Source organism: Oribacterium sp. oral taxon 108 str. F0425, from assembly GCF_000214455.1.
Classification (GTDB): Bacteria; Bacillota; Clostridia; order Lachnospirales; family Lachnospiraceae; genus Oribacterium; species Oribacterium asaccharolyticum.
Window position 1 is genome coordinate 533703 of record NZ_AFIH01000001.1, and the last position, 20171, is coordinate 553873.

At 45.1% G+C, this 20171-nt stretch carries 18 protein-coding genes and 1 pseudogene; 12 read left to right on the plus strand and 7 right to left on the minus strand.

Features of this window, described 5'->3' with window-relative positions; translation table 11 throughout:
* The first annotated feature begins 32 nt into the window (after positions 1 to 32).
* From HMPREF9124_RS12185 to greA, 7 genes are all read left to right on the plus strand, one after another.
* On the plus strand, positions 33 to 431 hold the full coding sequence (locus HMPREF9124_RS12185; RefSeq protein WP_242821544.1) for an NYN domain-containing protein: 399 nt from the start codon (positions 33 to 35) through the stop codon (positions 429 to 431).
* A 174-nt stretch (positions 432 to 605) separates the two neighbouring features.
* The gene (locus tag HMPREF9124_RS02750; RefSeq protein WP_009429079.1) at positions 606 to 1685 is read left to right on the plus strand and encodes a DUF3829 domain-containing protein; all 1080 of its coding nucleotides are present in this window, start codon (positions 606 to 608) and stop codon (positions 1683 to 1685) included.
* 325 nt (positions 1686 to 2010) lie between these two features.
* Positions 2011 to 3333 carry a hemolysin family protein gene (locus tag HMPREF9124_RS02755; RefSeq protein WP_009428724.1) on the plus strand — a complete coding sequence of 441 codons (1323 nt, stop codon included), beginning with the start codon at positions 2011 to 2013 and terminating at the stop codon, positions 3331 to 3333.
* Positions 3334 to 3518: 185 nt separating this feature from the next.
* Entirely contained in the window at positions 3519 to 3884 is a 366-nt protein-coding gene (locus HMPREF9124_RS02760; protein ID WP_009427822.1) for a FeoB-associated Cys-rich membrane protein, read from the plus strand.
* Positions 3885 to 3889: 5 nt separating this feature from the next.
* Positions 3890 to 4477: an NUDIX domain-containing protein gene (locus HMPREF9124_RS02765; protein WP_009428288.1), complete on the plus strand. Its 588-nt coding sequence runs from the start codon at positions 3890 to 3892 to the stop codon at positions 4475 to 4477.
* 136 nt (positions 4478 to 4613) lie between these two features.
* Positions 4614 to 5144, plus strand: coding sequence for an adenine phosphoribosyltransferase (locus HMPREF9124_RS02770; RefSeq protein WP_009427744.1), 531 nt, complete (start codon positions 4614 to 4616; stop codon positions 5142 to 5144).
* Between the two features lie 6 nt (positions 5145 to 5150).
* Positions 5151 to 5654 carry a transcription elongation factor GreA gene (gene greA / locus HMPREF9124_RS02775; RefSeq protein ID WP_009429650.1) on the plus strand — a complete coding sequence of 168 codons (504 nt, stop codon included), beginning with the start codon at positions 5151 to 5153 and terminating at the stop codon, positions 5652 to 5654.
* Between the two features lie 13 nt (positions 5655 to 5667).
* Here greA and HMPREF9124_RS02780 read toward each other — a convergent pair whose 3' ends face one another.
* Both HMPREF9124_RS02780 and HMPREF9124_RS02785 read right to left on the minus strand, forming a co-directional pair.
* Complete coding sequence (locus HMPREF9124_RS02780; protein ID WP_036597937.1) at positions 5668 to 6129, minus strand: CBS domain-containing protein; 462 nt, start codon at positions 6127 to 6129, stop codon at positions 5668 to 5670.
* A 387-nt stretch (positions 6130 to 6516) separates the two neighbouring features.
* Positions 6517 to 6747 (minus strand): hypothetical protein, encoded by a 231-nt coding sequence (locus HMPREF9124_RS02785; RefSeq protein ID WP_009428551.1) that lies wholly within the window; start codon positions 6745 to 6747, stop codon positions 6517 to 6519.
* Between the two features lie 92 nt (positions 6748 to 6839).
* Here HMPREF9124_RS02785 and HMPREF9124_RS02790 point away from each other — a divergent pair, with 92 nt between their 5' ends.
* From HMPREF9124_RS02790 to nrdG, 4 genes and pseudogenes are all read left to right on the plus strand, one after another.
* Positions 6840 to 9107 (plus strand): RelA/SpoT family protein, encoded by a 2268-nt coding sequence (locus tag HMPREF9124_RS02790; RefSeq protein ID WP_009429649.1) that lies wholly within the window; start codon positions 6840 to 6842, stop codon positions 9105 to 9107.
* The gene (locus tag HMPREF9124_RS02795; RefSeq protein ID WP_009429892.1) at positions 9107 to 9748 is read left to right on the plus strand and encodes an MBL fold metallo-hydrolase; all 642 of its coding nucleotides are present in this window, start codon (positions 9107 to 9109) and stop codon (positions 9746 to 9748) included. The genes HMPREF9124_RS02790 and HMPREF9124_RS02795 overlap by 1 nt, the downstream gene beginning before the upstream one ends.
* Before the next feature lie 282 nt (positions 9749 to 10030).
* Positions 10031 to 12226, plus strand: coding sequence for an anaerobic ribonucleoside-triphosphate reductase (nrdD, locus tag HMPREF9124_RS02800; protein WP_009429310.1), 2196 nt, complete (start codon positions 10031 to 10033; stop codon positions 12224 to 12226).
* A 22-nt stretch (positions 12227 to 12248) separates the two neighbouring features.
* A pseudogene (gene nrdG / locus HMPREF9124_RS02805) lies at positions 12249 to 12772 on the plus strand (anaerobic ribonucleoside-triphosphate reductase activating protein).
* A gap of 20 nt (positions 12773 to 12792) precedes the next feature.
* Here the strand turns inward: nrdG and HMPREF9124_RS02810 are convergent.
* The 5 genes from HMPREF9124_RS02810 to HMPREF9124_RS02830 all read right to left on the minus strand — a co-directional run bounded on the left by HMPREF9124_RS02810 (position 12793) and on the right by HMPREF9124_RS02830 (position 18570).
* A complete protein-coding gene (locus HMPREF9124_RS02810) occupies positions 12793 to 13224 on the minus strand; it encodes a hypothetical protein (protein WP_009428580.1) in 432 nt (143 codons plus the stop codon).
* A 52-nt stretch (positions 13225 to 13276) separates the two neighbouring features.
* Positions 13277 to 13981 (minus strand): GntR family transcriptional regulator, encoded by a 705-nt coding sequence (locus HMPREF9124_RS02815; RefSeq protein ID WP_009428495.1) that lies wholly within the window; start codon positions 13979 to 13981, stop codon positions 13277 to 13279.
* 55 nt (positions 13982 to 14036) lie between these two features.
* The gene (ispE, locus tag HMPREF9124_RS02820) at positions 14037 to 14918 is read right to left on the minus strand and encodes a 4-(cytidine 5'-diphospho)-2-C-methyl-D-erythritol kinase (protein WP_009428046.1); all 882 of its coding nucleotides are present in this window, start codon (positions 14916 to 14918) and stop codon (positions 14037 to 14039) included.
* A 95-nt stretch (positions 14919 to 15013) separates the two neighbouring features.
* Positions 15014 to 15832 (minus strand): CPBP family glutamic-type intramembrane protease, encoded by an 819-nt coding sequence (locus HMPREF9124_RS02825; RefSeq protein WP_009429934.1) that lies wholly within the window; start codon positions 15830 to 15832, stop codon positions 15014 to 15016.
* A 215-nt stretch (positions 15833 to 16047) separates the two neighbouring features.
* Complete coding sequence (locus tag HMPREF9124_RS02830) at positions 16048 to 18570, minus strand: Cna B-type domain-containing protein (RefSeq protein ID WP_009427777.1); 2523 nt, start codon at positions 18568 to 18570, stop codon at positions 16048 to 16050.
* A gap of 411 nt (positions 18571 to 18981) precedes the next feature.
* Between HMPREF9124_RS02830 and HMPREF9124_RS02835 the strand changes: the two genes are divergently transcribed.
* Entirely contained in the window at positions 18982 to 20169 is a 1188-nt protein-coding gene (locus tag HMPREF9124_RS02835; protein ID WP_009429904.1) for an efflux RND transporter periplasmic adaptor subunit, read from the plus strand.
* The last annotated feature ends 2 nt before the right edge of the window (positions 20170 to 20171 follow it).

Sequence of the window (20171 nt, forward strand, 5' to 3'; positions counted from 1 at the left end):
AAAAATTGCTCCTTGTGGACGGCTATAATTTTATGTTTGCAAAAGATGCTCTAAAGGAACTTGCGAAAGAAGATCTTATGGCGGGACGGGAGAAGGTTATTCAGTATTTGTCCGAATATGCGGTGTTTTACGATACGGAGGTTTATCTTATCTTTGATGCGTACCATGTAAAGGGAAACCCCGGAACGAAACAGCGGTTCGGGAAAAATCTGGAGCTGATTTTTACAAAGGAAGGGGAAAGCGCCGATTTTACCTTGACCAAAATGGCGAAGGAATTCTCGGAAAAGGGAAGAGCGGTCAGTATTGTGACTTCGGATCAGGCGGTGCAGGTGCAGGCCTTTTCCGGAAAAGGGGTCAGCCGTTATTCTTCACGAGAATTTTACGGCATCCTGGAAGAGATGCGAAGGCAGATTTCCGAAATGGAGCTGTGATTTCCGAAATGGAGCTGTGATTCCGTTTGACCTGCCTTTTTAAGGATGGTAGAATACGAAACGTATGAAGAAAAACGAGAGCATGAATTTTCACTATATTTGTTGAAAATTTAAGGAATTTCGTTTTACCGATTAAATATGTTTAGAACAGCCTAGAAAAAAGGGAGAGAAAAAGTGAAAAAAATCAGTCTGGGACTAACGGTACTTGTATTAATCTGCAGTCTTTCCGCCTGCAAAGAATTGAAGGATGCACAGAATGCCTTTCAGAATGAAAAGGGGAATACCGATAACGGAAAGAATGAGGCACTGAACAATCTGATGGGAGCCCTTCAGGGAGATAAAGACTCCTATGAAGACCTTCCTCCAGCAAGCGACTTGGAAGCCTATAACAACTATGTTGATTTAAGTAACTTTATGACCGGAGATGTGGAAGAATCTCTGGATCGATATTTTAACGGTGTAGCCGCATCGGGAGACTTTTCTCCTATTGAGGGGGGATCTTATATCACGACAACCTTCAGCAACCATGATTATGAATTCCTGGATGAGGTGGAATCGCAAGCGGATTTGGGCACAAGCTATAAGGAAATGGATGAGCATGCGCTTACCATGATTCCGACCTTAAGAGCCTTAATGGAGGTTTTGGATGAAGCCGGAAACTACGGAAATCAGAAGGGCTATCTGGATGACAATTATGCCAAGGGACAGGAAATTCACAGTCGTTTTGTTCCGGCAGTCAATGCCTATGACGATGAGAGACTTCCCTATTTAAACAGCTTAAGAGCCATTTTACAGGAGCAGCAGGCGAGAGACCTGGAACGTTTCGAAAAGGAAGGCTATACGGTGCGCTATCAGATGCTGAAGCTCACGATGTTAAAGTCTGAAATCATGAATGCCATTTACAAGCAGGAGGATATCTCGGATGAAAATGTCCTTTCCCTGGATGTGACGGAGATTCGTCCGAAATACGAGGAAATGGCCGCAGTACTTGCCGAATTTGCAGTGAACTTCAAGGACGAAGCGGAGCTGGAAAAGGAAGGCTTTGAAAGCTATAAGAGCGGACAGCTCAGTTTCTTTAACAATGCCATTACAGAGTTCAAGGTACAGACGCAGGCCTTACTTTCCCGTGTGGATGAGCAGAGAGCGTATTCTGAAGCGGAGAAATTAACTCTCAGCACAACGGAAGGATCCTTGGAGCGTTTGATAAAGTGCGGTTCAGATGTGACTTCCCGCTATAATGATGTAATAGGCTAAGAAGGAGCTTCCCGGAGGGACAATTTCCTCCTTTCTTATAGCCGGAAGGAATAAGCCGAAGAGTTATAAGACGGGAAATTTGACAAAGCAGAGAAGTTTCCGTATAATCCCGTTATTAATCAAAGACAACTTGGGAAAGGAACAGTCATGGACGACGGAGACGGGAATACAGAAACTCCTACTCTAAGTATTACAATCATGTTTAAGGAATAGAAAAAAGAAGGTATAGTGGAATTCTGCTATGCCTTTTTCTGCTTGTAAAAAAACGTTGTTTCAGGGTGTTTTCAGAAGTAAGTTGAAGTTTAAGGAGGAATAAAGGACCGCTATGGTGGGAAGAGTTATACTCTTATTTATATTGATTCTGGTAAACGGATTTTTTTCCTGTGCGGAAATCGCCGTTTTACAGGTAGGGGAAACAAAAATAAGGAAATTGAGTGAGGAAGGAAACAAGAAGGCAAAGAAGCTTTTAAAATTCACGGAGGAACCTTCTCGCTTTTTGTCAACAATACAGGTAGCGATTACTCTTGCCGGCTTTCTTTCCAGTGCTTTTGCGGCCGAGGGCTTTGCGGGGCTATTGGACAGTTTGGTCATGCGTCTTATTCCGGGCTTAAGGGTAGAGGTGGTTCATCCTATTTCCATTGTGCTGATTACGCTTATTTTATCTTACATCAGTATTGTTTTCGGAGAACTTGTTCCGAAGAGGCTTGCACAGGTGCATACCGAGGCCATTGCTTTGAATATTGCTTCGATTCTTGTCCTTGTTTCCGTATTGGCAACGCCTCTCGTTTTTCTTCTTTCCGCATCCACCAATGCCATTCTTCGTTTAATCGGCATCGATCCGGATGAAGACCCTTCTCACATTTCCGAGGAAGACATCCTGATGATGGTGGATGAAGGCCTGGAAAAGGGAACGATTGAGTCTACGGAAAATGAGTTTATTCAGAATGTTTTCGAATTTAATGATTTGACGGTGGAGGATGTCTGCACCCACAGAACCGATGTGGCAATGCTTTATATTGAAGATACGGACAAACAGTGGAGACGGACCATTCATGAACACCGCTTTGCCTGCTATCCCATTTGCGGAAAAGACGATGATGATATCATCGGAATCCTGAATACGAAGGACTATTTCCGTCTGAATGATCTGAGTCGTCAGAATGTGATGAAAAATGCGGTAGACCGCCCTTTCTTTATTTCACAGAATATGAAGGTATCCGATCTTTTTGAAACCATGAAGAAGGAAAGAAAATACTACGGCGTGGTGCTCGATGAGTATGGAGGGATGACGGGGATTGTTACCTTGCATGACCTGATTGAAGCCCTAGTGGGAGACCTGCAGGAAGAAGATGAGATTCCCGAGCCGGAGCCGATTGAGGCGGTAGGAGAAAAGGAATGGATTATTCTCGGTACTGCAGATTTGGAAGACGTCAATGAAGAATTAAAGATTCATCTGGATCCGGAAGCGGCAGACACCTTCGGCGGATACATCATGGGGATTCTCGGTAAGGTACCGGAGGACGGAAGCACTTTCCACCTGGATACGGATAATTTAAGCATTGATGTAGCGGAGATTAAGGGGCATAGAATCGGAAAGACGGTAGTGCGCTTAATCGAGTCGGAGGAGAAGAAAGAAGAGGAAGACTGATAAAGGAATTCTTTTTTAAGAAAATTTTCCCTTGAAAAGCCTGAAAAATGGAGTTAGATTTAGCTAATTCGGTTTACTTTTATTCATAACAAGTGGCGCAGGCGAAGCTTGTGACATCTTGTTCATAGCGAGTATCGTGTGCAAAGTGTGCGATATCTCGTCTACAAAGATAAGGAGGCAGAAAAATGGGAAATTATGTGATTGGCGCTTTACTTGCAGTGATTGTGTTTTTTGCAGTACGGAGTATGATTAAAAGAGGGAAGAGTGGTTGTTGCGGCGGAGGAGAGTGCTCTGTTCAAAAAGTCGGAGTGAAAGACGACAATCCTCAGCATTATCCGTTCAAGGCTGTACTGAATGTGGAAGATATGCACTGTGAAAACTGTAAGAATAAGGTGGAAAATGCCCTGAATTCCGTTGATGGAGTCTGGGGAATCGTAGACCTGAAGAAGAAAACCGCGGAAGTTCGCATGAAGGAAGCACATAGTGAGCTGGAAATTCGAGAGTGGGTGAATAAGGCGGGCTATGGCGTTTCTCATGTGGAGATGGAGTAATAAAAATGAAAGAAGAGACGAAAGACTTTCAGAAGGAAGATGCGGAGGTAAAAAAACCGGTAACGCTTCTGGAAAGAACTTTAAAGTACAAGGGTTCCGTTTTAGAGGTCTATGATGACTATGTCGATGTGGGAGGGCATAAGACCCACTGGGACTTTATTCACCACATGGGGGCGGCTGCCGTACTTCCGGTGCTTGCCAACGGAAAGATTCTGATGGTGAAACAGTTTCGTCATGCACTGAACCGTTATACCTTGGAAATTCCCGCCGGGAAGAGAGACAGCGAGGACGAGGATTTTCTTCTTTGCGCGAAGCGGGAATTGCAGGAAGAAACGGGCTTCAGCAGTGCAAACTGGGAGTTCTTACTCTTTGTGAATACTACGGTGGCCTTTTTAGATGAAAAAATAGGCATCTATGTGGCAAAAGACTTGCAAAAGGGAGAGCAACATTTTGACGTGGATGAGGAGATTTTCCTGGAGGAATGGGAACTTTCCGACCTGCAGGAGTTGATTTTTGCCGGGAAGCTGACGGACGGAAAAACCGTGGCGGCGATACAGAGTTATGCGGTAAAGCTGCAAAAAGAGAAGCAGTAGACTTATGGAGGACGAGAACGGTGCGCAGGCGCAATATTCCGTTCATAACAAGTAACGTGCGTAAAGCGTGCGGTATCAAGTTTTAGGGGGATTTATTCGCCGATTGAGGAAAGGCGAGTAAAGAAATGAGGAGAGTATGAAAAAAGAGCATTTGGCAGATTATGTTTTATCCATTCCGGATTTTCCCGAGAAAGGTATCATCTTCAGAGATATTACTTCTTTGATTCAAGACCCGGACGGACTGAAGGATTCCGTAGACGGACTCATTCATTCTCTTAAGGGAGTTGACTTTGATTTGGTAATCGGTTTGGAAAGCCGAGGCTTTATTTTCGGAACGGCAATTGCCTATGAGATGCATAAAGGATTTGTGCCGGTGAGAAAGAAGGGAAAACTTCCCAGAGAAACGGTTTCCGTAGCCTATGATCTGGAATACGGTAAGGCGGAGGTGGAAATTCATAAAGATGCCATTCAAAAAGGGATGAAGGTAGTGATTGTGGATGATTTGATTGCCACCGGAGGGACCTTGGAAGCGGCTTGTAAGCTCGTGGAAAAGCTGGGGGGAGAAGTAGTCAAGATTTCCGTGGTCATGGAGCTTGCCGGACTGGAAGGAAGAAAGAAGCTTGCCGGTTACGAACTGGAATCGCTTATTTGTTATGAAGGAAAATAATCTGTCATGTCTGAAGAATTAACGAAAGAGGATGTCCGAAAGATTGAGGCGGAGATTCTGAAAAGAAAGCTGGAGCTTCGTCCGAATCTGATTGAAGCGGTGAAGGAAGCCAGAGCGCAGGGAGACTTGTCGGAAAACTTTGAGTACTATGCCGCAAAGAGAGAGAAAAATCAGAATGAGTCCCGTATCCGTTATCTGGAAAGAATTTTGAAGTTTGCCAAAGTGATTTCCACAGAAAGCAAGGCGGATGAGGTGGGAATGAATGATACGGTGACCCTCTATTTTCCGGAAGAGGAAGAAGAGGAGGTCTACCGCATCGTGACTTCCATCCGCGGACAGTCCCTGGAAGGAAAAATCTCCAACATCTCCCCTTTGGGGAAGGCGATTATCGGAAAGAAACTCGGCCAAAGAGTTGAGGTTCTACCGGAAAACGGGATTTCGTATTCCGTGGAGATTCGAAAAATAGAAAAAACGGGAGAAAAAGAAGAAGAGAGCATCCGAAAGTTTTAGATGCTCTCTTTTTTTAGCCCAAACTGACTCTGTCTAAAGGAATAGTATTAAGGGCCTCCGCGTCCAGATGATGGAAGTCGGCATGGCGGTAGAGATAATTCATAATCTCCCTGCGCTTTACAATCCCGATAAAATGCCCTACATCATCAACGACCGGTACAAAATTCTGTGTAACGGCCTTGTGTACCAGGCTCTCCATAGAGCTGTTGATGCCGACTGCCTCAAAATGCTTTCGCATAGGGATGTCCTTTACCAGAACTTTTTCGGATTCCCGTAAGTCCAGCTTCAATTGATTTTTGATTTCCCATAAAAGGTCCCCTTCGGTCAGGGTCCCTGCAAATTTTCCATCCTTTGTCAGTACCGGGATAGAAGAATAACGATGAAATTCCATCTTTTCCAAGGTGTTTCGCAAGCTATCTTCTTCTTCCACATAAGCTACATCACACTTCGGGGTCATGAAAAATAAAATATTCATAAAAGCACAACCTCTCACTTTTTTGTTTGCCTTTACTATATCGACTGTTTTCCTAAAAAAATTGAAGCAATACAAAGAAATCATTGCTTTTTCACGATTCACGCGGTTTCTCGATAAGGCACGTTCTCACTCCGGCTTCCTGAAGGAAATTTTAGCGGAAAGATATGACGGAATTGTGTCTTTGTCCTTAATAAAAATAGAAATATACGAGAACATCTCGCGTTACTGTCAAGTAATCGTTGGCAACCCCATCATACAGAAATGTCTTGCTTTGCTTAGACTCTGCCTCAAAGACACACTACGTTTCCTACTCGCTGCACTCGCTTTTTCACTCAGGCTCCTGCGCAAACTCGCCCTTCGGGCTCAAACATGCGCCCGCCTTCGTTGCTAGAGCGCAGCTCCCAACGGAAGCCTCGCGACCGTCTTTTTCGTGCAGAGCCTAAGCCCTCGCAAAGATTCTTTAATACCCCGCCATAGAAAGCAACTTCCTGCGATTCCCTCCAGTTTCTCTTCTTCAAATACAGAGACTTCCCGGCTCTCCCTTAAATCTTCCTTCTTTCCTGTTTCTACCAGCTCCTTCTCATCATGCACCAGCTTATCTCCAAGATCCTGAATCACATTCCAGACTGCTGCATCTAAATAGAGAGGCATTTTGACAAGGCTTAAGGAACAGGGTAAAATAGCCGTATATTGTAGGAATGGGAGTCATTATGCTGATAGATAAGAAGGAAGACAGGGCTCTGGAGAGACCGAAAGACAATACTCCTCCTGAAGAGCTGTTAGAGATGCTTCTTAAAGATGTGCGTTCCTATCATCCTTCGGAAGACCTTTCCATGATTACGAAGGCTTACGAAGTGGCGAAGGAGCAACATAAGGAGCAGAAGAGAAAGTCAGGGGAACCCTATATTATACATCCGCTTTGCGTTGCGATTATTCTTGCCGATTTGGAGATGGACAAAGAAACCATAGCAGCAGGGCTTCTTCATGATGTGGTGGAAGATACGGGTATGACCTTGGAGGAGGTAGAGAAGGAGTTTAATCCGGATGTGGCTACCCTGGTAGACGGCGTAACCAAACTGACAAAATTAAACCTGAATTCGGATAAGGTGGAGATGCAGGCGGAGAACCTCCGAAAAATGTTTGTCTCCATGGCCAAGGATATCCGGGTTATTATCATAAAGCTCGCCGACAGGCTGCATAACTTAAGAACACTGGAATACCAAAGCCCGGAAAAACGGAAGGAAAAAGCCAGAGAGTCTTTGGAAATTTACTCTCCTCTTGCGGATCGTCTCGGTATCAGCAAAATTAAGATTGAAATGGACGACCTTTCTTTAAAGTATTTGGAGCCTGAGGTTTACTACGATCTTGCGGATAAGGTCCATTTTAAGAGAGAGGCGAGAGAAGACCGTATCAATGCTATCGTGGAAGAGGTGCGGGAGCATATCGAGGAAAGCGGAATCGAGGCAAATATCAAGGGGAGAATTAAGCACTTTTTCTCCATCTATAAAAAAATGGTCAATCAAAATAAGACCATTGACCAGATTTACGATCTCTTTGCCATTCGGATTATTGTAGAGTCCGTGCGGGATTGCTATGCGGTGTTGGGCGTCATTCACAAGATGTACCGGCCGATTCCCGGACGTTTTAAAGACTATATTGCGATGCCGAAGCCCAATATGTACCAGTCACTGCACACTACGGTTATCGGAAGAGACGGCGTGCCTTTTGAGATTCAGATTCGAACCTTTGAGATGCACAGAACGGCAGAATTCGGTATTGCTGCACACTGGAAGTATAAGGAGCAGGGAGGCTCCGACAAGAAGGCCACGGAGACGGAGATGTCCAAGATGAAGTGGCTGCATGAAATTCTGGAATGGCAGAAGGATGAGTCGGATTCCAAGGAATTTATGAATATGGTCAAGTCCGACCTCTCTCTCTTTAATGTCAATGTATATTGCTTTACTCCTACAGGAGATGTTAAAAACCTTCCGCAGGGTTCCACGCCGATTGACTTTGCCTACTCGATTCACTCTGCCGTGGGAAACAAGATGGTCGGGGCGAAGGTCAACGATAAGCTCGTTCCGATAGAGTATCAATTACAAAATGGAGATCGTGTAGACATCATTACGAGCCAAAACTCCAGGGGACCTTCCCGGGACTGGCTGAAGATTGTCAAGTCCACACAGGCCAAGAATAAGATTAACCAGTGGTTCCGTCATGAGCAGAAGGATGAGAATCTGGACAGGGGGAAGGATCTTCTTGATAAGTATGTGAAGGCCAAAGGGATTTCCCTTCCCGAGCTTACGAAGCCGGAATATATTGAGGCGGTTCTCCGTCGCTACAGCTATAGAGATTGGGATAGTGTTCTTGCCGCTGTAGGAAGAGGGGGAATCAAAGAATCCCAAGTCATTGCCAAACTTCTGGATGCGAAGCACAAGGCGGAAGACAAGAATATTGATGATAAGACCGTATTAAAGAATATTGAAGATTTGACGAGAAAGCCGGAGGTCATTCGGAAATCCAAGTCCGGTATTATTGTGAAAGGAATCCACGACCTTGCGGTGCGCTATGCCCGATGTTGCAATCCGGTGCCGGGGGATGAGGTAGTCGGTTTTGTGACGAGAGGCCGCGGTATTACGGTACATCGAACCGATTGCATTAATATCATGGATTTGTCGGAAGATGAGAAGGCAAGACGAATCGAGGTAGAGTGGGAAAGCAATCCCGGAAACGGAGAGAGTTATGCTACGGAATTGCAGATTTTCACCAATAACCGTGTGGGCTTGATTGTGGATATTTCCAAGGTTTTATCAGACGATAACATTGCGATTCAAGGAATGAACACGCACTCCTCAAAGAACGGGAAGGTAACGATTCTTCTTTCTTTCGAGGTACCGAACAAGGAAGTTTTAAACGGGATCATTGGAAAATTAAGGAAAATCCAGGGTGTTTACGAGATAGAAAGGGGGAAGGGATAATGCTGCAGGTAAAAAGCATGGTGGTAGGCATTGTTGGAACCAATTGCTATATCGTCTATGATAAGAAGAGCAGGGATGCGGTCATAATTGATCCCGGAGCGGAAGCGGAACGGATTCTCTCCTTCCTGGAAGAAGAGGAACTGCATCCGCAGGCTATCCTTCTTACCCATGGGCATTTTGATCATATTCTTGCCGTTCCCGCTCTAAGAGAAAAATATAAGATTCCACTTTATGCGGCGGAAGAAGAAAGAAAGATGCTTGGAAACGGGCAGCTCAATATGTCTGGAAGGGATCCGGAGGACAATGTGGAGATTCAAGACTTTACCGCGCTTCGGGACGGAGAGGAATTGGAGTTTTTAGGGAAAAAATGGAAGGTTCTGTCCACTCCGGGGCACACCCGGGGGTCTATCTGCTTTTTTGTGGAGGGGGAAGTTCCTTATCTGTTCAGCGGTGACACGCTTTTTTGCGAATCCTATGGCAGGACCGATCTGTACAGCGGCAGCGAGAAAGAAATTATACGAAGTATCCGGGAAAAGCTTTTTACACTGCCGGAAGAGACGCTGGTTTTTCCGGGACATGAGGAAAGTACGACGATTCGGAATGAGAAGAGCTATAATCCGGTGAATTTTTTCAGAGAGTAAAAGCCCGGAGCTTTGCAAGGAAAGAAGCTTTATGATGGAAAAGGAAAATGTCTAAATTTTTCCTTTTTTTTGTACTTAATTTTCTATTTTTTCCCCTTTTAAAAAGCTTATCTTTGTCGTATGATAGGGAGCGTCACACAATATATAGTGCTTGAATAGAAGAATTAAACAATATCATGTTTTGTTCGGGATTTAAGACTTGACAGGATTGGTATAAAAAAGAGCAAGCGGAAAGTGCATAGAGCCGGTCTTTTCCGGCTTTTTTCACGGCTAGGGGGAAGTATGGAAACAGAAGTTTTACTCATGAAGAATGTCATTAAGCGAAACGGGAAAGAGGTGAAGTTCGACCTTTCCAAGATTGTCCATGCCATTGAGAAGGCCAACAAGGAGGTTGATCCGATCTACCAGTTGAATGCTTATCAGATTCAGGCAGCTGCGGACAGCGTGGTAAAGAAGATTCAAACAAAAAGCTATGCCGTGAACGTCGAAGAAATTCAGGATATGGTAGAGACTGCCATTATGGAGATGCGCGGTTATGAGGTGGCACAGAAGTATGTCCGTTATCGTTACAAGAGAGAAATGGCAAGAAAGGCAAACTCTACGGATGAAGACATTTTGGCGCTTATCGATCAGGCAAACGAAGAACTGAAGCAGGAGAATTCCAATAAAAATCCGGTCATTAATTCTACCCAGAGAGATTATATGGCAGGAGAGGTTTCCAAGGACTTAACGAGGAGACTTCTGCTCCCTGAAGATATTGTGCACGCCCATGAGGACGGCATTATTCATTTCCATGATTCTGATTACTATGCGCAGAAGGAGCATAACTGTGATCTCATTAACTTGGAGGATATGCTCCAGAACGGCACCGTGATTTCCGAAACTATGATTGAGAAGCCGCACAGCTTTTTTACCGCCTGCAATGTTACCACGCAGATTGTGGCACAGGTGGCTTCCAACCAGTATGGCGGACAGTCCTTTACCCTTTCGCACTTGGCGCCCTTCGTGGATATTTCCAGACAGAAGATCAGAGAGGCGGTTATCGAGGAAAGAAAAGAGACCGGCGAAAACATGGACGAGGAAATTATCGCAAAAATTGTGAATCGTCGTCTGAAAGAAGAAATCAAGAGCGGAATCCAGACAATCCAGTATCAGCTGATTACCCTTATGACCTGTAACGGGCAGGCCCCCTTTGTGACCATGTTTATGTACCTGGATGAGGTGGAGAAGGGGCCGGTACGGGATGATCTTGCCATGATTATCGAAGAGGTGCTTCGTCAGAGGATGCAGGGGGTAAAGAACGAGAAGGGCGTTTGGATTACGCCGGCCTTCCCGAAACTGATTTATGTGCTGGATGAAGACAACATCCATGAGAATTCCCCCTATTACTATCTTACGGAACTCTCCGCAAAGTGTACGGCAAAGCGAATGGTTCCCGACTATATTTCCGCAAAGAAGATGAAGGAGTATAAAGGCGGCGATGTTTATCCCTGTATGGGCTGCCGTTCCTTCCTTACGGAGGATAAAGAAGGACTCGGAGAAAATGGAAAGCACAAGTACTATGGTCGTTTTAATCAGGGTGTAGTAACGATCAATTTAGTGGATGTGGCTTGTTCTTCCGACGGAGATATGGAGAAGTTCTGGGAGATTTTAGACGAGCGCCTGGAACTTTGTCATAGAGCTCTTCGTCTTCGCCATGAAAGACTGCTCGGTACGGTATCCGATGTGGCGCCGATTCTTTGGCAATACGGCGCACTTGCAAGACTGAAGAAGGGGGAGACCATCGATAAGCTTCTCTTCAACAACTACAGTACCATTTCCTTAGGCTATGCGGGTCTGTACGAAATGTGTGTTCGCATGCTCGGTGTTTCCCATACGACAGAGCAGGGAAGAGAATTTTCCCTGAAGGTTATGGAGAAGCTGAATGATTCCTGCAAGAAGTGGAGAGAGGCGGAAAATATCAGCTACTCCGTTTACGGAACTCCAATGGAATCCACCACCTATAAGTTTGCGAAAGCATTAAAGAAGCGCTTCGGGGAGATTCCCGGTGTGACGGACAAGAACTACATCACGAACTCCTACCATGTGCATGTTTCGGAGAAGATTGACGCGTTCTCAAAGCTTTCCTTTGAGGCGGACTTCCAGAAGCTCTCTCCGGGCGGAGCCATCAGCTATGTGGAAGTCCCGAATCTTCAGAACAATATTCCGGCGGTACTGAGCCTCATGAAGTTTATTTACGAGAACATCATGTACGCGGAGCTGAATACCAAGTCAGACTATTGTTGTGCCTGCGGTTACGACGGAGAGATTCAGATTATCGAAGACAGCTACGGAAAGCTCCAGTGGCGCTGCCCGAACTGTGGAAATACAAACCAGGACTTACTGTCCGTGGCAAGAAGAACCTGCGGCTACATCGGTACCCAGTTCTGGAATCAGGGGAGAACACAGGAGATAAAGGATCGGGTACTTCACCTGTAGACTTCTTTAGAGAAAGGATACTATGCACTACGCGGAAATCAAATATTTCGATGTGGCAAACGGGCCGGGGATAAGAGTCAGTCTCTTTGTCTCCGGCTGTCCTCATGCCTGTCCGGGCTGTTTCAATGAGATTGCCTGGAATTATGCATACGGGGAAAAATATACGGAGGAAGTGGAGGAGAAGGTTCTGACAGCCCTTTCCAAGCCGGAGATTCAGGGCTTAAGTCTCCTTGGAGGAGAACCCCTTTACCCGGCTAATCTTCATGCCCTTCTGCCGTTTCTAAGGAAGGTAAAAGAACGACTTCCCAAGAAGGATATCTGGTGCTACTCCGGCTACACCTATGAAGAACTTCTTTCTCGAGGAGGGGAAGAAAAAAAGAGCTCGACGAGCTCTTTTCTTACCTTACCGTCCTTGTGGATGGTCGTTTTATAGAAGCGGAAAAAGACATCACCCTTCTCTTCCGGGGCTCAAAGAACCAAAGGTTGATTCTTGTTGAGGAAAGCAGGAGAAGAGGGGAAATTGTCCTTTATAGGGAGGATGGATAAAAACTCCTATTCTATTCCGCCTATTTCCCCGGATCCACCATGGAGATGATGTTCATATCTTTATCGAAGGTAACTTCTACTTTGGTGCCGATTTCAATTCCTTGGGAGAGTCCGGAAATATCGGTCTTTTCGGTTTTGTTCAGTGCATAATCTTTTCCGTCATTGCCCTGCACACTTACGCTGTACATTGCGGCATCGGTGATGGTGCCGCTGATTACGGTAAGATCCTTCTTTTCTTTTCCGCCTGCCTCTTTTCCCTTGGCTTCGCTCTCCGCTTCAGTAGCCTTCTCACTGCTGTTTTTGGCTTCGCTTTCCTGCTTTTCGCCGTCTTCGCCAACCTTGATTTCCGTAGAGGCTTCGGTCACCTTTTCGGTTTCCGTAGCCGTTTTCTTCGCACAGGCCACCATGCCGAGCATTCCCATGATTCCTACAAGTAATACAATTTTCTTCATTTCAAAACTCCTTTCGTCCTGCCGATTTTTGCCACCCGTTGAAAGAAAAAATTTAACGCTTGCCTGCAGCCTGTCGGCTTCTTTCTTCCGCCTCGTTTAAATTTTTGGAAACAGTCATCTCCTGATTATCGATATGTTCCTTCATCAGCGCCTTGGCACGAATGATATCACGGATACGGATAGCCTCCAGAATCTTTTCGTGCTCACTGATCAGAGTTCCTCTCTGTGCCTCATCTTTAATGTATTCCAAGCGATAGCGATACATTTGTTCCCGGAGATTGTTAATCATCTGAATCAGGCGTTGATTTCCCGTGGCGTTATATATGATGTCATGGTAAGCCTCATCGGCCTCGGCGATTTCCATCTCCGTACCTCTTTCCACTACCGCCTTGAAATGATTTTCCGCATCACGGAGGGCTGTAAGCTGTTCATCGGTAATGCGCTGACAGGCCAGATCCGTCGCAAGCTCTTCCAACGCACCGCGCACTTCCAAAACATCCTGGAGAGACTTATGGGATATCTTAGCGACTTCCGCACCGCGTCTCGGAATCATCAGAACCAGCCCCTCGAGCTCCAGCTTTCGGATAGCTTCTCGGATAGGTGTCCTGGATACCCCCAGTTTTTCTGCCAGCTGAATCTCCATGAGCCTCTCGCCCGGCTTCAATTCACCCTTTAAGATGGCCTGCCGCAGTGTATTGAAAACCAAATCCCGAAGGGGGAGATATTCGTTCATATTGATTGTGAAATCGCTACCCATGCTATCCTCCTTATTCTCTCTTTCAGTAAAAAATGTTTCGTATTGGAAATGCTGCCTAACATGGTGCGGTAATGCAGCTTGATTCCAGAAGATTGTTCAGTGCCGTGTTTTTCAGCTCCTCTAAAATTGCTTGGCATTTTGCCTCCTCCTCTTTGGGAAAGATAGCAAAGACGGTCGGACCGGAGCCGCTCATGAGGGAAAGAAGAGCGCCTTTTTCCGTAAAATAGTTCTTTAACTCGCGAATTTCCGGTCGGAGCTTAAGGCTCACCCTTTCCAGAATATTTCCGCCTAAATGGCAGATTCCTTCCAAATTGTTTTTTTTCAATTCTTGTATCATCCGATCCACATCGGGGTGCTCCGCTTTATGAATGCCGTCTACGTGGAGATTCTCATAAATCAGTTTCGTAGACAGGGAAAATGCGGGCTTGGCCAGAATGATGTGACAGGGGGGGAGAGGAGGGAGTTCTTGCAACTTTTCTCCAATCCCCTCGGAAAGAAAGCAGCCTCGATGTAAACAGAAGGGGATATCGGCTCCGAGTTTTACGGCTCGCCTTTCCAGTTCCGAAACAGAAAGTCCCAGATTAAAGAGCTGATTCAGCCCTAAGAATACGGCAGCAGCATCACTTGATCCCCCTGCCATTCCGGCAGCTACGGGAAGACGCTTATGAAGACGCATACCGATTCCGCCCGGTATGGAAAATTCTTCCTGCATCAGCTTTGCCGCTCTAACCATCAGATTGCCCTCGTCTGTAGGAAGGGAAGCAAGGTTACAGGATAAGCGAATGCCTCTTTCTTCTTCCTTTTTCAGGAAAACCGTATCATGTAAAGTGACACTTTGCATAATCATTTTTACATTGTGATAGCCGTCTTCTCTTCGGCTTAAGACATCCAGGGACAGATTAATTTTCCCGTGCGCCTTGAGCTCTATTTCATCCATTGTTTTATCCCCTTGACTACTTTTTCTTGTATACAAAGTCCCTTAGATTTTACTGAAAAAATTGCATTTTTGCAAGTACATCGATGTCTTCCGGATCAGAATCGGGCAAAGATATAGAGAAATCCGGAACCGAACATATCGGCCATGGAGTGGACCAAAACAAGGGGAAGGAGATTTTTGGTTCTTCGATGATAAAAGTAGTAGTAAATCAGACCGAAAACAATGCCTATTATCAGTGCGGAAGGAAGTCCCTGGTAGGTGTGGAAGGAAATACGGATCAGTGTGGAATAAAGAAGGGTCTGCCACTTGTATTTTTGGTCTACCGTACCCAAAAGACCGAGGAAAAAGTATTCTTCATAAAAGGCATTCAACAGTGCATAGAGGATGGCGATAGGGCTTAATACCGCTATTTTTCGGAATAACTCAAAAAAATCCAGAGACATCAGAATTTCTTTGGTGAAATAGTTATAGCCGTTATCAAAGAGCAGATAGAGAAGATCCGCACTGAGTCCCATAACCGCGAGGATGATGAAAAACCAGGGGATAACGGAGAGACGGAAACGAAAAGGAATTTGTTTAAAATCAAAGTTTCGAATCCATAGATAGAGAAAAGCCAAGATAAGCATCATGGCTTGAAATTGCAAATTGCCGGAATAGGCAACGCCTTCCGTTGTACTGTCAACTGCTTCGGCAACCGTTTCCAAGATTCCGCTGCCATTTTCACTGAGGAGAACCGGGGAGAGGGAAAAAGCCGGAAGAATGGCGGAAACCCCTGCTGTGAAACTCTCCAGAAATAATTCCGTGGAGAGAAGGATAAAATGCCCGAATAAAATGGCGGTGATAATCAGGACATCAAAGAATCGTAAATGCTCGGTTTTTTCTTTCGGAAAAATAAATTGACGAATGAACAACATACTACTCCTTTCTGTTTTCACCATGAAATAGGGGAAGCCCCATCCACCAAAGTCGGAGTTCCGGCAGATGAAAAATTATGGGCATTGTACAGGAAATCGGCAAGTTTGTAAATGAGGAAGAAAAAGGATTCATCCGCACAAAAAAGGAAGAGACAATCTGCCTCTTCCTTTTCCTTCTTAACGAGTATCCTGCCCGGAGCAGGCGATATTTCGTCTTAGTTCTTTTTTTCCTTCCTGTAGTTGTTCAGTACAACGATACAGAAGCCTAAGCCTGTTAAGGCAAAGAGCGCAAAGTAGACGGGCATATTTGCGGAATCACCGGTCTTGGTCTGTCCGCGTCCGGATCCTAAAACCGTTCCCTTTGCTTCAGGGGCATTGTTTCTGCCTGCACCGAGCACGGAACCCTCCGGATTACTTTCCGGGGAACTGACAGACGGTCTGTTTGCATTTAAGACTTCTCCGGGTCTTTCTCCATTTCCGGACGGGTCACCCGGCTCATTGGGAGTAGAGGGGTTGGGACTCGGCTTGGGAGGATTTCCGCCGCCATTTCCGCCGCCGTTACCGGGCTTTACAGGAGGAACATCATTCTTTTTGTTTATAAAAACATTGACATAGCCGGTAGCCGGATTGCTTTGGGTTGTTGCTGTATAGCCGGCAACGCTATCCTCAGTAACGGTATAACGGATTTCTTTACCGTTTGCATCAAGCTTTGGCATATCAAAGCTATGCTGCCAACCGTTAGCCTTGTTTAAGGTATAAGTCGCTACCTTCTCTCCATTGGCAAAAAGCTGAACATTCAAGTGGTCGGGGTGAGGTCCCTTACCCTGCCAAATCTTGGTTACCGGAATTACCACTCTGGAACCGTTATAGTTACTGATGGTAAATCCGTTTTCTTCGGAACCGGAGATAGCAGCCTTAAATCCTGCCACCTCTTCTTCAGAAACGGTATATACGATTTCCTGTCCGTTGGCATCCTGCTTGGGAAGATTGGAAAACGATGCCTTCCAACCGTTGGCTGCGGATAGCTCTACCGTAAGATTTTCATCCTTAACACCGTTCTTCAAAACGGAAACCTTGACTTTTTCGGGCTTATTTGTTGCAAGAGCCGGATCTAAAACCCATTCCTTTTTCACGGAAAGATTCCGGAATTTCGGCTGCTCTTCCTCTTTCTTATTGACAGCTTCCACTTCCACAGTGGACCCGTTTGCGACGGAATTCTCAAAATCCGTCTTGCTGATGGTGCGGGGAGTGGAATCCAGCTCGTAGCCTTCCGGTGCTTCCACCTCGGTCAAGACATAGTCGGCTTTCAAAACATTTTCGAGCTTTGCAATACCGTTCTCATCGGTCACAAGAGTCTTTGTATAGTTCGTCTTAGGATTAACTAAAGTAAACTTTGCTCCCTGTAAAGCCTCGCCTTCCTCTCCGACTTTCTTAATCTGAAGACTGAAGGTTTTCCCGTTTAAAAAGCCGCCGGCTTCATTAACTACAAAATCTCTACTCCTTTCCACCGGAATAATTCCGTCACCGGTAAGCTTTGCTGAATTATAGAATATATCGTTATTTTTAAAAGCTTCGCTAATCTCTACATAATAGTCAAGAGTATAGCCGTCATCAGGAGCCAGCGTTCCCAAAGAATAGGTAAAGCTTCTTCTGTCTGCGGAATAGTTTGGGCTACCCGCTACTACCGGAGCAAAATCGTCAAGGTTCTGTCTATTGCGAAGACTCCAAAAAGGACCGCGATTAGCATCGGAATCATCAGGGGCATTCTCCCAAACACCATGCTGATTATAAGCTCCGGAACGCCAGATTCCTTTTCTAAGAACAGGCGCATACCTATCAATATCAGCCTGGTTCAGGTTCAGATCTGTAAAATGATTTTTTACATCAAAGTAACTCAGTGCACCACTCTGCAGAGTGTCAGTAAAAACAATATTTTCATAGCTTGTAGCACCGGGAACCTTTTCAATATTTCTGGTATCCAAGGTAACCTGATAATGGATTAAGTAATGGGTATTCCCGTCCTTATCTACTACTTTATGAAGATTGTAGTCACGGTCTTTATAAAAAGTTTTCGGATTTTCTTTTGTTACAATCTGATAATCTATATTGTAGTTGATGACCATTTTTCCGTTGATTTCCAGCTGAAACGGGGCGCTTGTCGTAGAGTTGACCACTGCTTTGTCAATTTCCGTAACAAAGAATACTTCACCGTCTGTGCCGCCGTAGTTTTCAGCATCCTTAGTGAAGGTGATGCGGATTTCCTTGGTCGTCTCATTGTATGTTCCTTTAGCCAGAATTTTTCCGTCATCTCCCGGAATATCAAAACTCAAATTTTTGGACTTTAATTGTTTGGGAAGCTGAACAGAGATATAGTCTCCCTCTTCAATACTTAAGCCCTGCACCTTAATCTTCGCTTTTAATTGCAGCCTCTGACCGCTGACAAGGGTGCCGCCATCCTGCAAAGGCTTACCGTTTATCAATAATGTCTCAATGGATAAAGCATTTTCAATTGCTTTTCCCTTTTTGCTTGCGCTGCCTGCTCCGGAAATGGTACTGCTGCTTGCAGTGCCTGTTCCTGAAATTGTACTGCTACTTGCGGCAGAGGCTTCCGTGCCTGTTCCGCTTCCCACTATGCTTGTCCCTTGTGTGCTTCCCGTTTCGGCGTTGGCAAAAGAAAATCCCTGCCATACCAAAAGCAACACCAATAAGAGGGACAAAATTTGTCTCTTAGCTCTCATAGTTCTCCTTCTCCAAAATTGGATAAAACCATTCTTATCACTCGTCACTTTATCATATCGACTATAGATTTCAAGAGATAAAAATAAAAAAATAGAAGTATCACAAAATGATTTATTAAGGAAATATAAATTATTAACTCTGTTTTTTCTTAATTGCCGTGTTTATCTCCATAAATAAAAATTAAAACTTAATATTTATGTTTATTTTGTCCAAAACTATCAAGATTTGACGTAAGAATTTCTTAAAATATAAAATTTTTTGTTTTCATCCTATAGAATAAAAATATTGTGGGGGAAATAAAAAACAGCGGAAATAGAGGCAAAAACTATCCTATCTTTATGGATAGTCGTTTTAAATTGTGCTACCATCTGTACAGACCTTTATACAGGTAGAGATAAGGGAGGAAAACCATGCAAAAAGGGCTAAAAGCAATCGCTATTCTGATAGTTTTATCGGTGCTGTCTTTTTTCATTGTTCGTCGAATCATGAAGCCGAAGGAAGAAGTGGAAGGAAAGGCTCTTCCGACAGTCACCTGCATTTCCATGGAGAAGGGAGACATAGCGGTAAAGGAGGAGCTCCTCGGAGAGATTTCCGCGAAAGAGCAGTTCCGTTTACTCAGTAAAATATCCGGAGAGGTTCTGGAAATTGACAAGGAAAACGGAAGCGAAGTGAAAAAAGGGGAAAGGATTGCCCTTTTGGATAATCAGAAACAGGTTGATGCCGCAAAGTACAGTTTAGAGCAGGCAAAAGCACAGGCACAGGTCACACGTGACAGTCGGGACAGACTGGCAACACTTAAGGAATCGGGAGATATTTCCGTCCAGGATTTTGAAGCGGCGGATGCACAGGCAAAGGCTGCGGAAGCACAAGTTAAGGCGGCAAAGCTGAATTACGATACACAAGTGGAGTTTTCCGAAATTACTGCTCCGTCGGACGGTATTTTGCAAAACAGTATTCTCGTTAAAGGGGCTTTTATTCCCCAGGGGACTCAGCTTGCCACTTTGATAGGGGCCGGGTCACAGCAAGTTCTCTTTTCCGCGACGGAAGAGCTTGTGAAAAATCTCTCCGTCGGACAGAGCATTATGCTCGAAAAAGGAAAGGAAAGCTATCCCGGAACCATCACGGAGATTTCTTCGGTACTGCTTCCGGAGACCGGCCTCTTTCCGGTGAAAGCGGAGGTGGAAAATACTGATTTTCCGGAGGGCTCAAAAGCGAAGATTAGTCTTACGAAGGACAGTAGAAGTAGCGTGAATATTTTGCCACTGAATGTGCTTTACTATGAAAACGGTGAAGCCTTTGTTTATGTTTTTGAAGGGACAGACGGAAACGAAGGCTTGCTCCGAAAAAAGAAGGTGGAACTCGGCCTGAGTGGTGAGGAGAGCGCAGAGATTCTTTCCGGACTAAGCGAAGAGGACAAGGTGGTTTCTTCCTGGAACAACGAGATGTTTGACGGGGCTAAGGTCAGACTGCAGGATAAAAAGGATGAGTCTGTAAAGGATTCTGCAAAAGAGAAGTCCGCTCCGGAGGAATCCCTGGAAGAGAATTCTACAGAAGAAGAGTCCGCTCCGGAGGAATCCGCAAAAGTAGAAAAGGGGTAGAA

What these genes read in the sequence shown, in the direction of transcription:
- HMPREF9124_RS12185 (WP_242821544.1), top strand. Translation starts at nt 33, where the DNA reads ATGTTTGCAAAAGATGCTCTAAAGGAACTTGCGAAAGAAGATCTTATG.
- HMPREF9124_RS02755 (WP_009428724.1), top strand. Translation starts at nt 2,011, where the DNA reads ATGGTGGGAAGAGTTATACTCTTATTTATATTGATTCTGGTAAACGGA.
- HMPREF9124_RS02760 (WP_009427822.1), top strand. Translation starts at nt 3,519, where the DNA reads ATGGGAAATTATGTGATTGGCGCTTTACTTGCAGTGATTGTGTTTTTT.
- HMPREF9124_RS02765 (WP_009428288.1), top strand. Translation starts at nt 3,890, where the DNA reads ATGAAAGAAGAGACGAAAGACTTTCAGAAGGAAGATGCGGAGGTAAAA.
- HMPREF9124_RS02770 (WP_009427744.1), top strand. Translation starts at nt 4,614, where the DNA reads ATGAAAAAAGAGCATTTGGCAGATTATGTTTTATCCATTCCGGATTTT.
- greA (WP_009429650.1), top strand. Translation starts at nt 5,151, where the DNA reads ATGTCTGAAGAATTAACGAAAGAGGATGTCCGAAAGATTGAGGCGGAG.
- HMPREF9124_RS02780 (WP_036597937.1), bottom strand. Translation starts at nt 6,129, where the DNA reads ATGAATATTTTATTTTTCATGACCCCGAAGTGTGATGTAGCTTATGTG.
- HMPREF9124_RS02790 (WP_009429649.1), top strand. Translation starts at nt 6,840, where the DNA reads ATGCTGATAGATAAGAAGGAAGACAGGGCTCTGGAGAGACCGAAAGAC.
- HMPREF9124_RS02795 (WP_009429892.1), top strand. Translation starts at nt 9,107, where the DNA reads ATGCTGCAGGTAAAAAGCATGGTGGTAGGCATTGTTGGAACCAATTGC.
- nrdD (WP_009429310.1), top strand. Translation starts at nt 10,031, where the DNA reads ATGGAAACAGAAGTTTTACTCATGAAGAATGTCATTAAGCGAAACGGG.
- HMPREF9124_RS02810 (WP_009428580.1), bottom strand. Translation starts at nt 13,224, where the DNA reads ATGAAGAAAATTGTATTACTTGTAGGAATCATGGGAATGCTCGGCATG.
- HMPREF9124_RS02815 (WP_009428495.1), bottom strand. Translation starts at nt 13,981, where the DNA reads ATGGGTAGCGATTTCACAATCAATATGAACGAATATCTCCCCCTTCGG.
- ispE (WP_009428046.1), bottom strand. Translation starts at nt 14,918, where the DNA reads ATGGATGAAATAGAGCTCAAGGCGCACGGGAAAATTAATCTGTCCCTG.
- HMPREF9124_RS02825 (WP_009429934.1), bottom strand. Translation starts at nt 15,832, where the DNA reads ATGTTGTTCATTCGTCAATTTATTTTTCCGAAAGAAAAAACCGAGCAT.
- HMPREF9124_RS02830 (WP_009427777.1), bottom strand. Translation starts at nt 18,570, where the DNA reads ATGAGAGCTAAGAGACAAATTTTGTCCCTCTTATTGGTGTTGCTTTTG.
- HMPREF9124_RS02835 (WP_009429904.1), top strand. Translation starts at nt 18,982, where the DNA reads ATGCAAAAAGGGCTAAAAGCAATCGCTATTCTGATAGTTTTATCGGTG.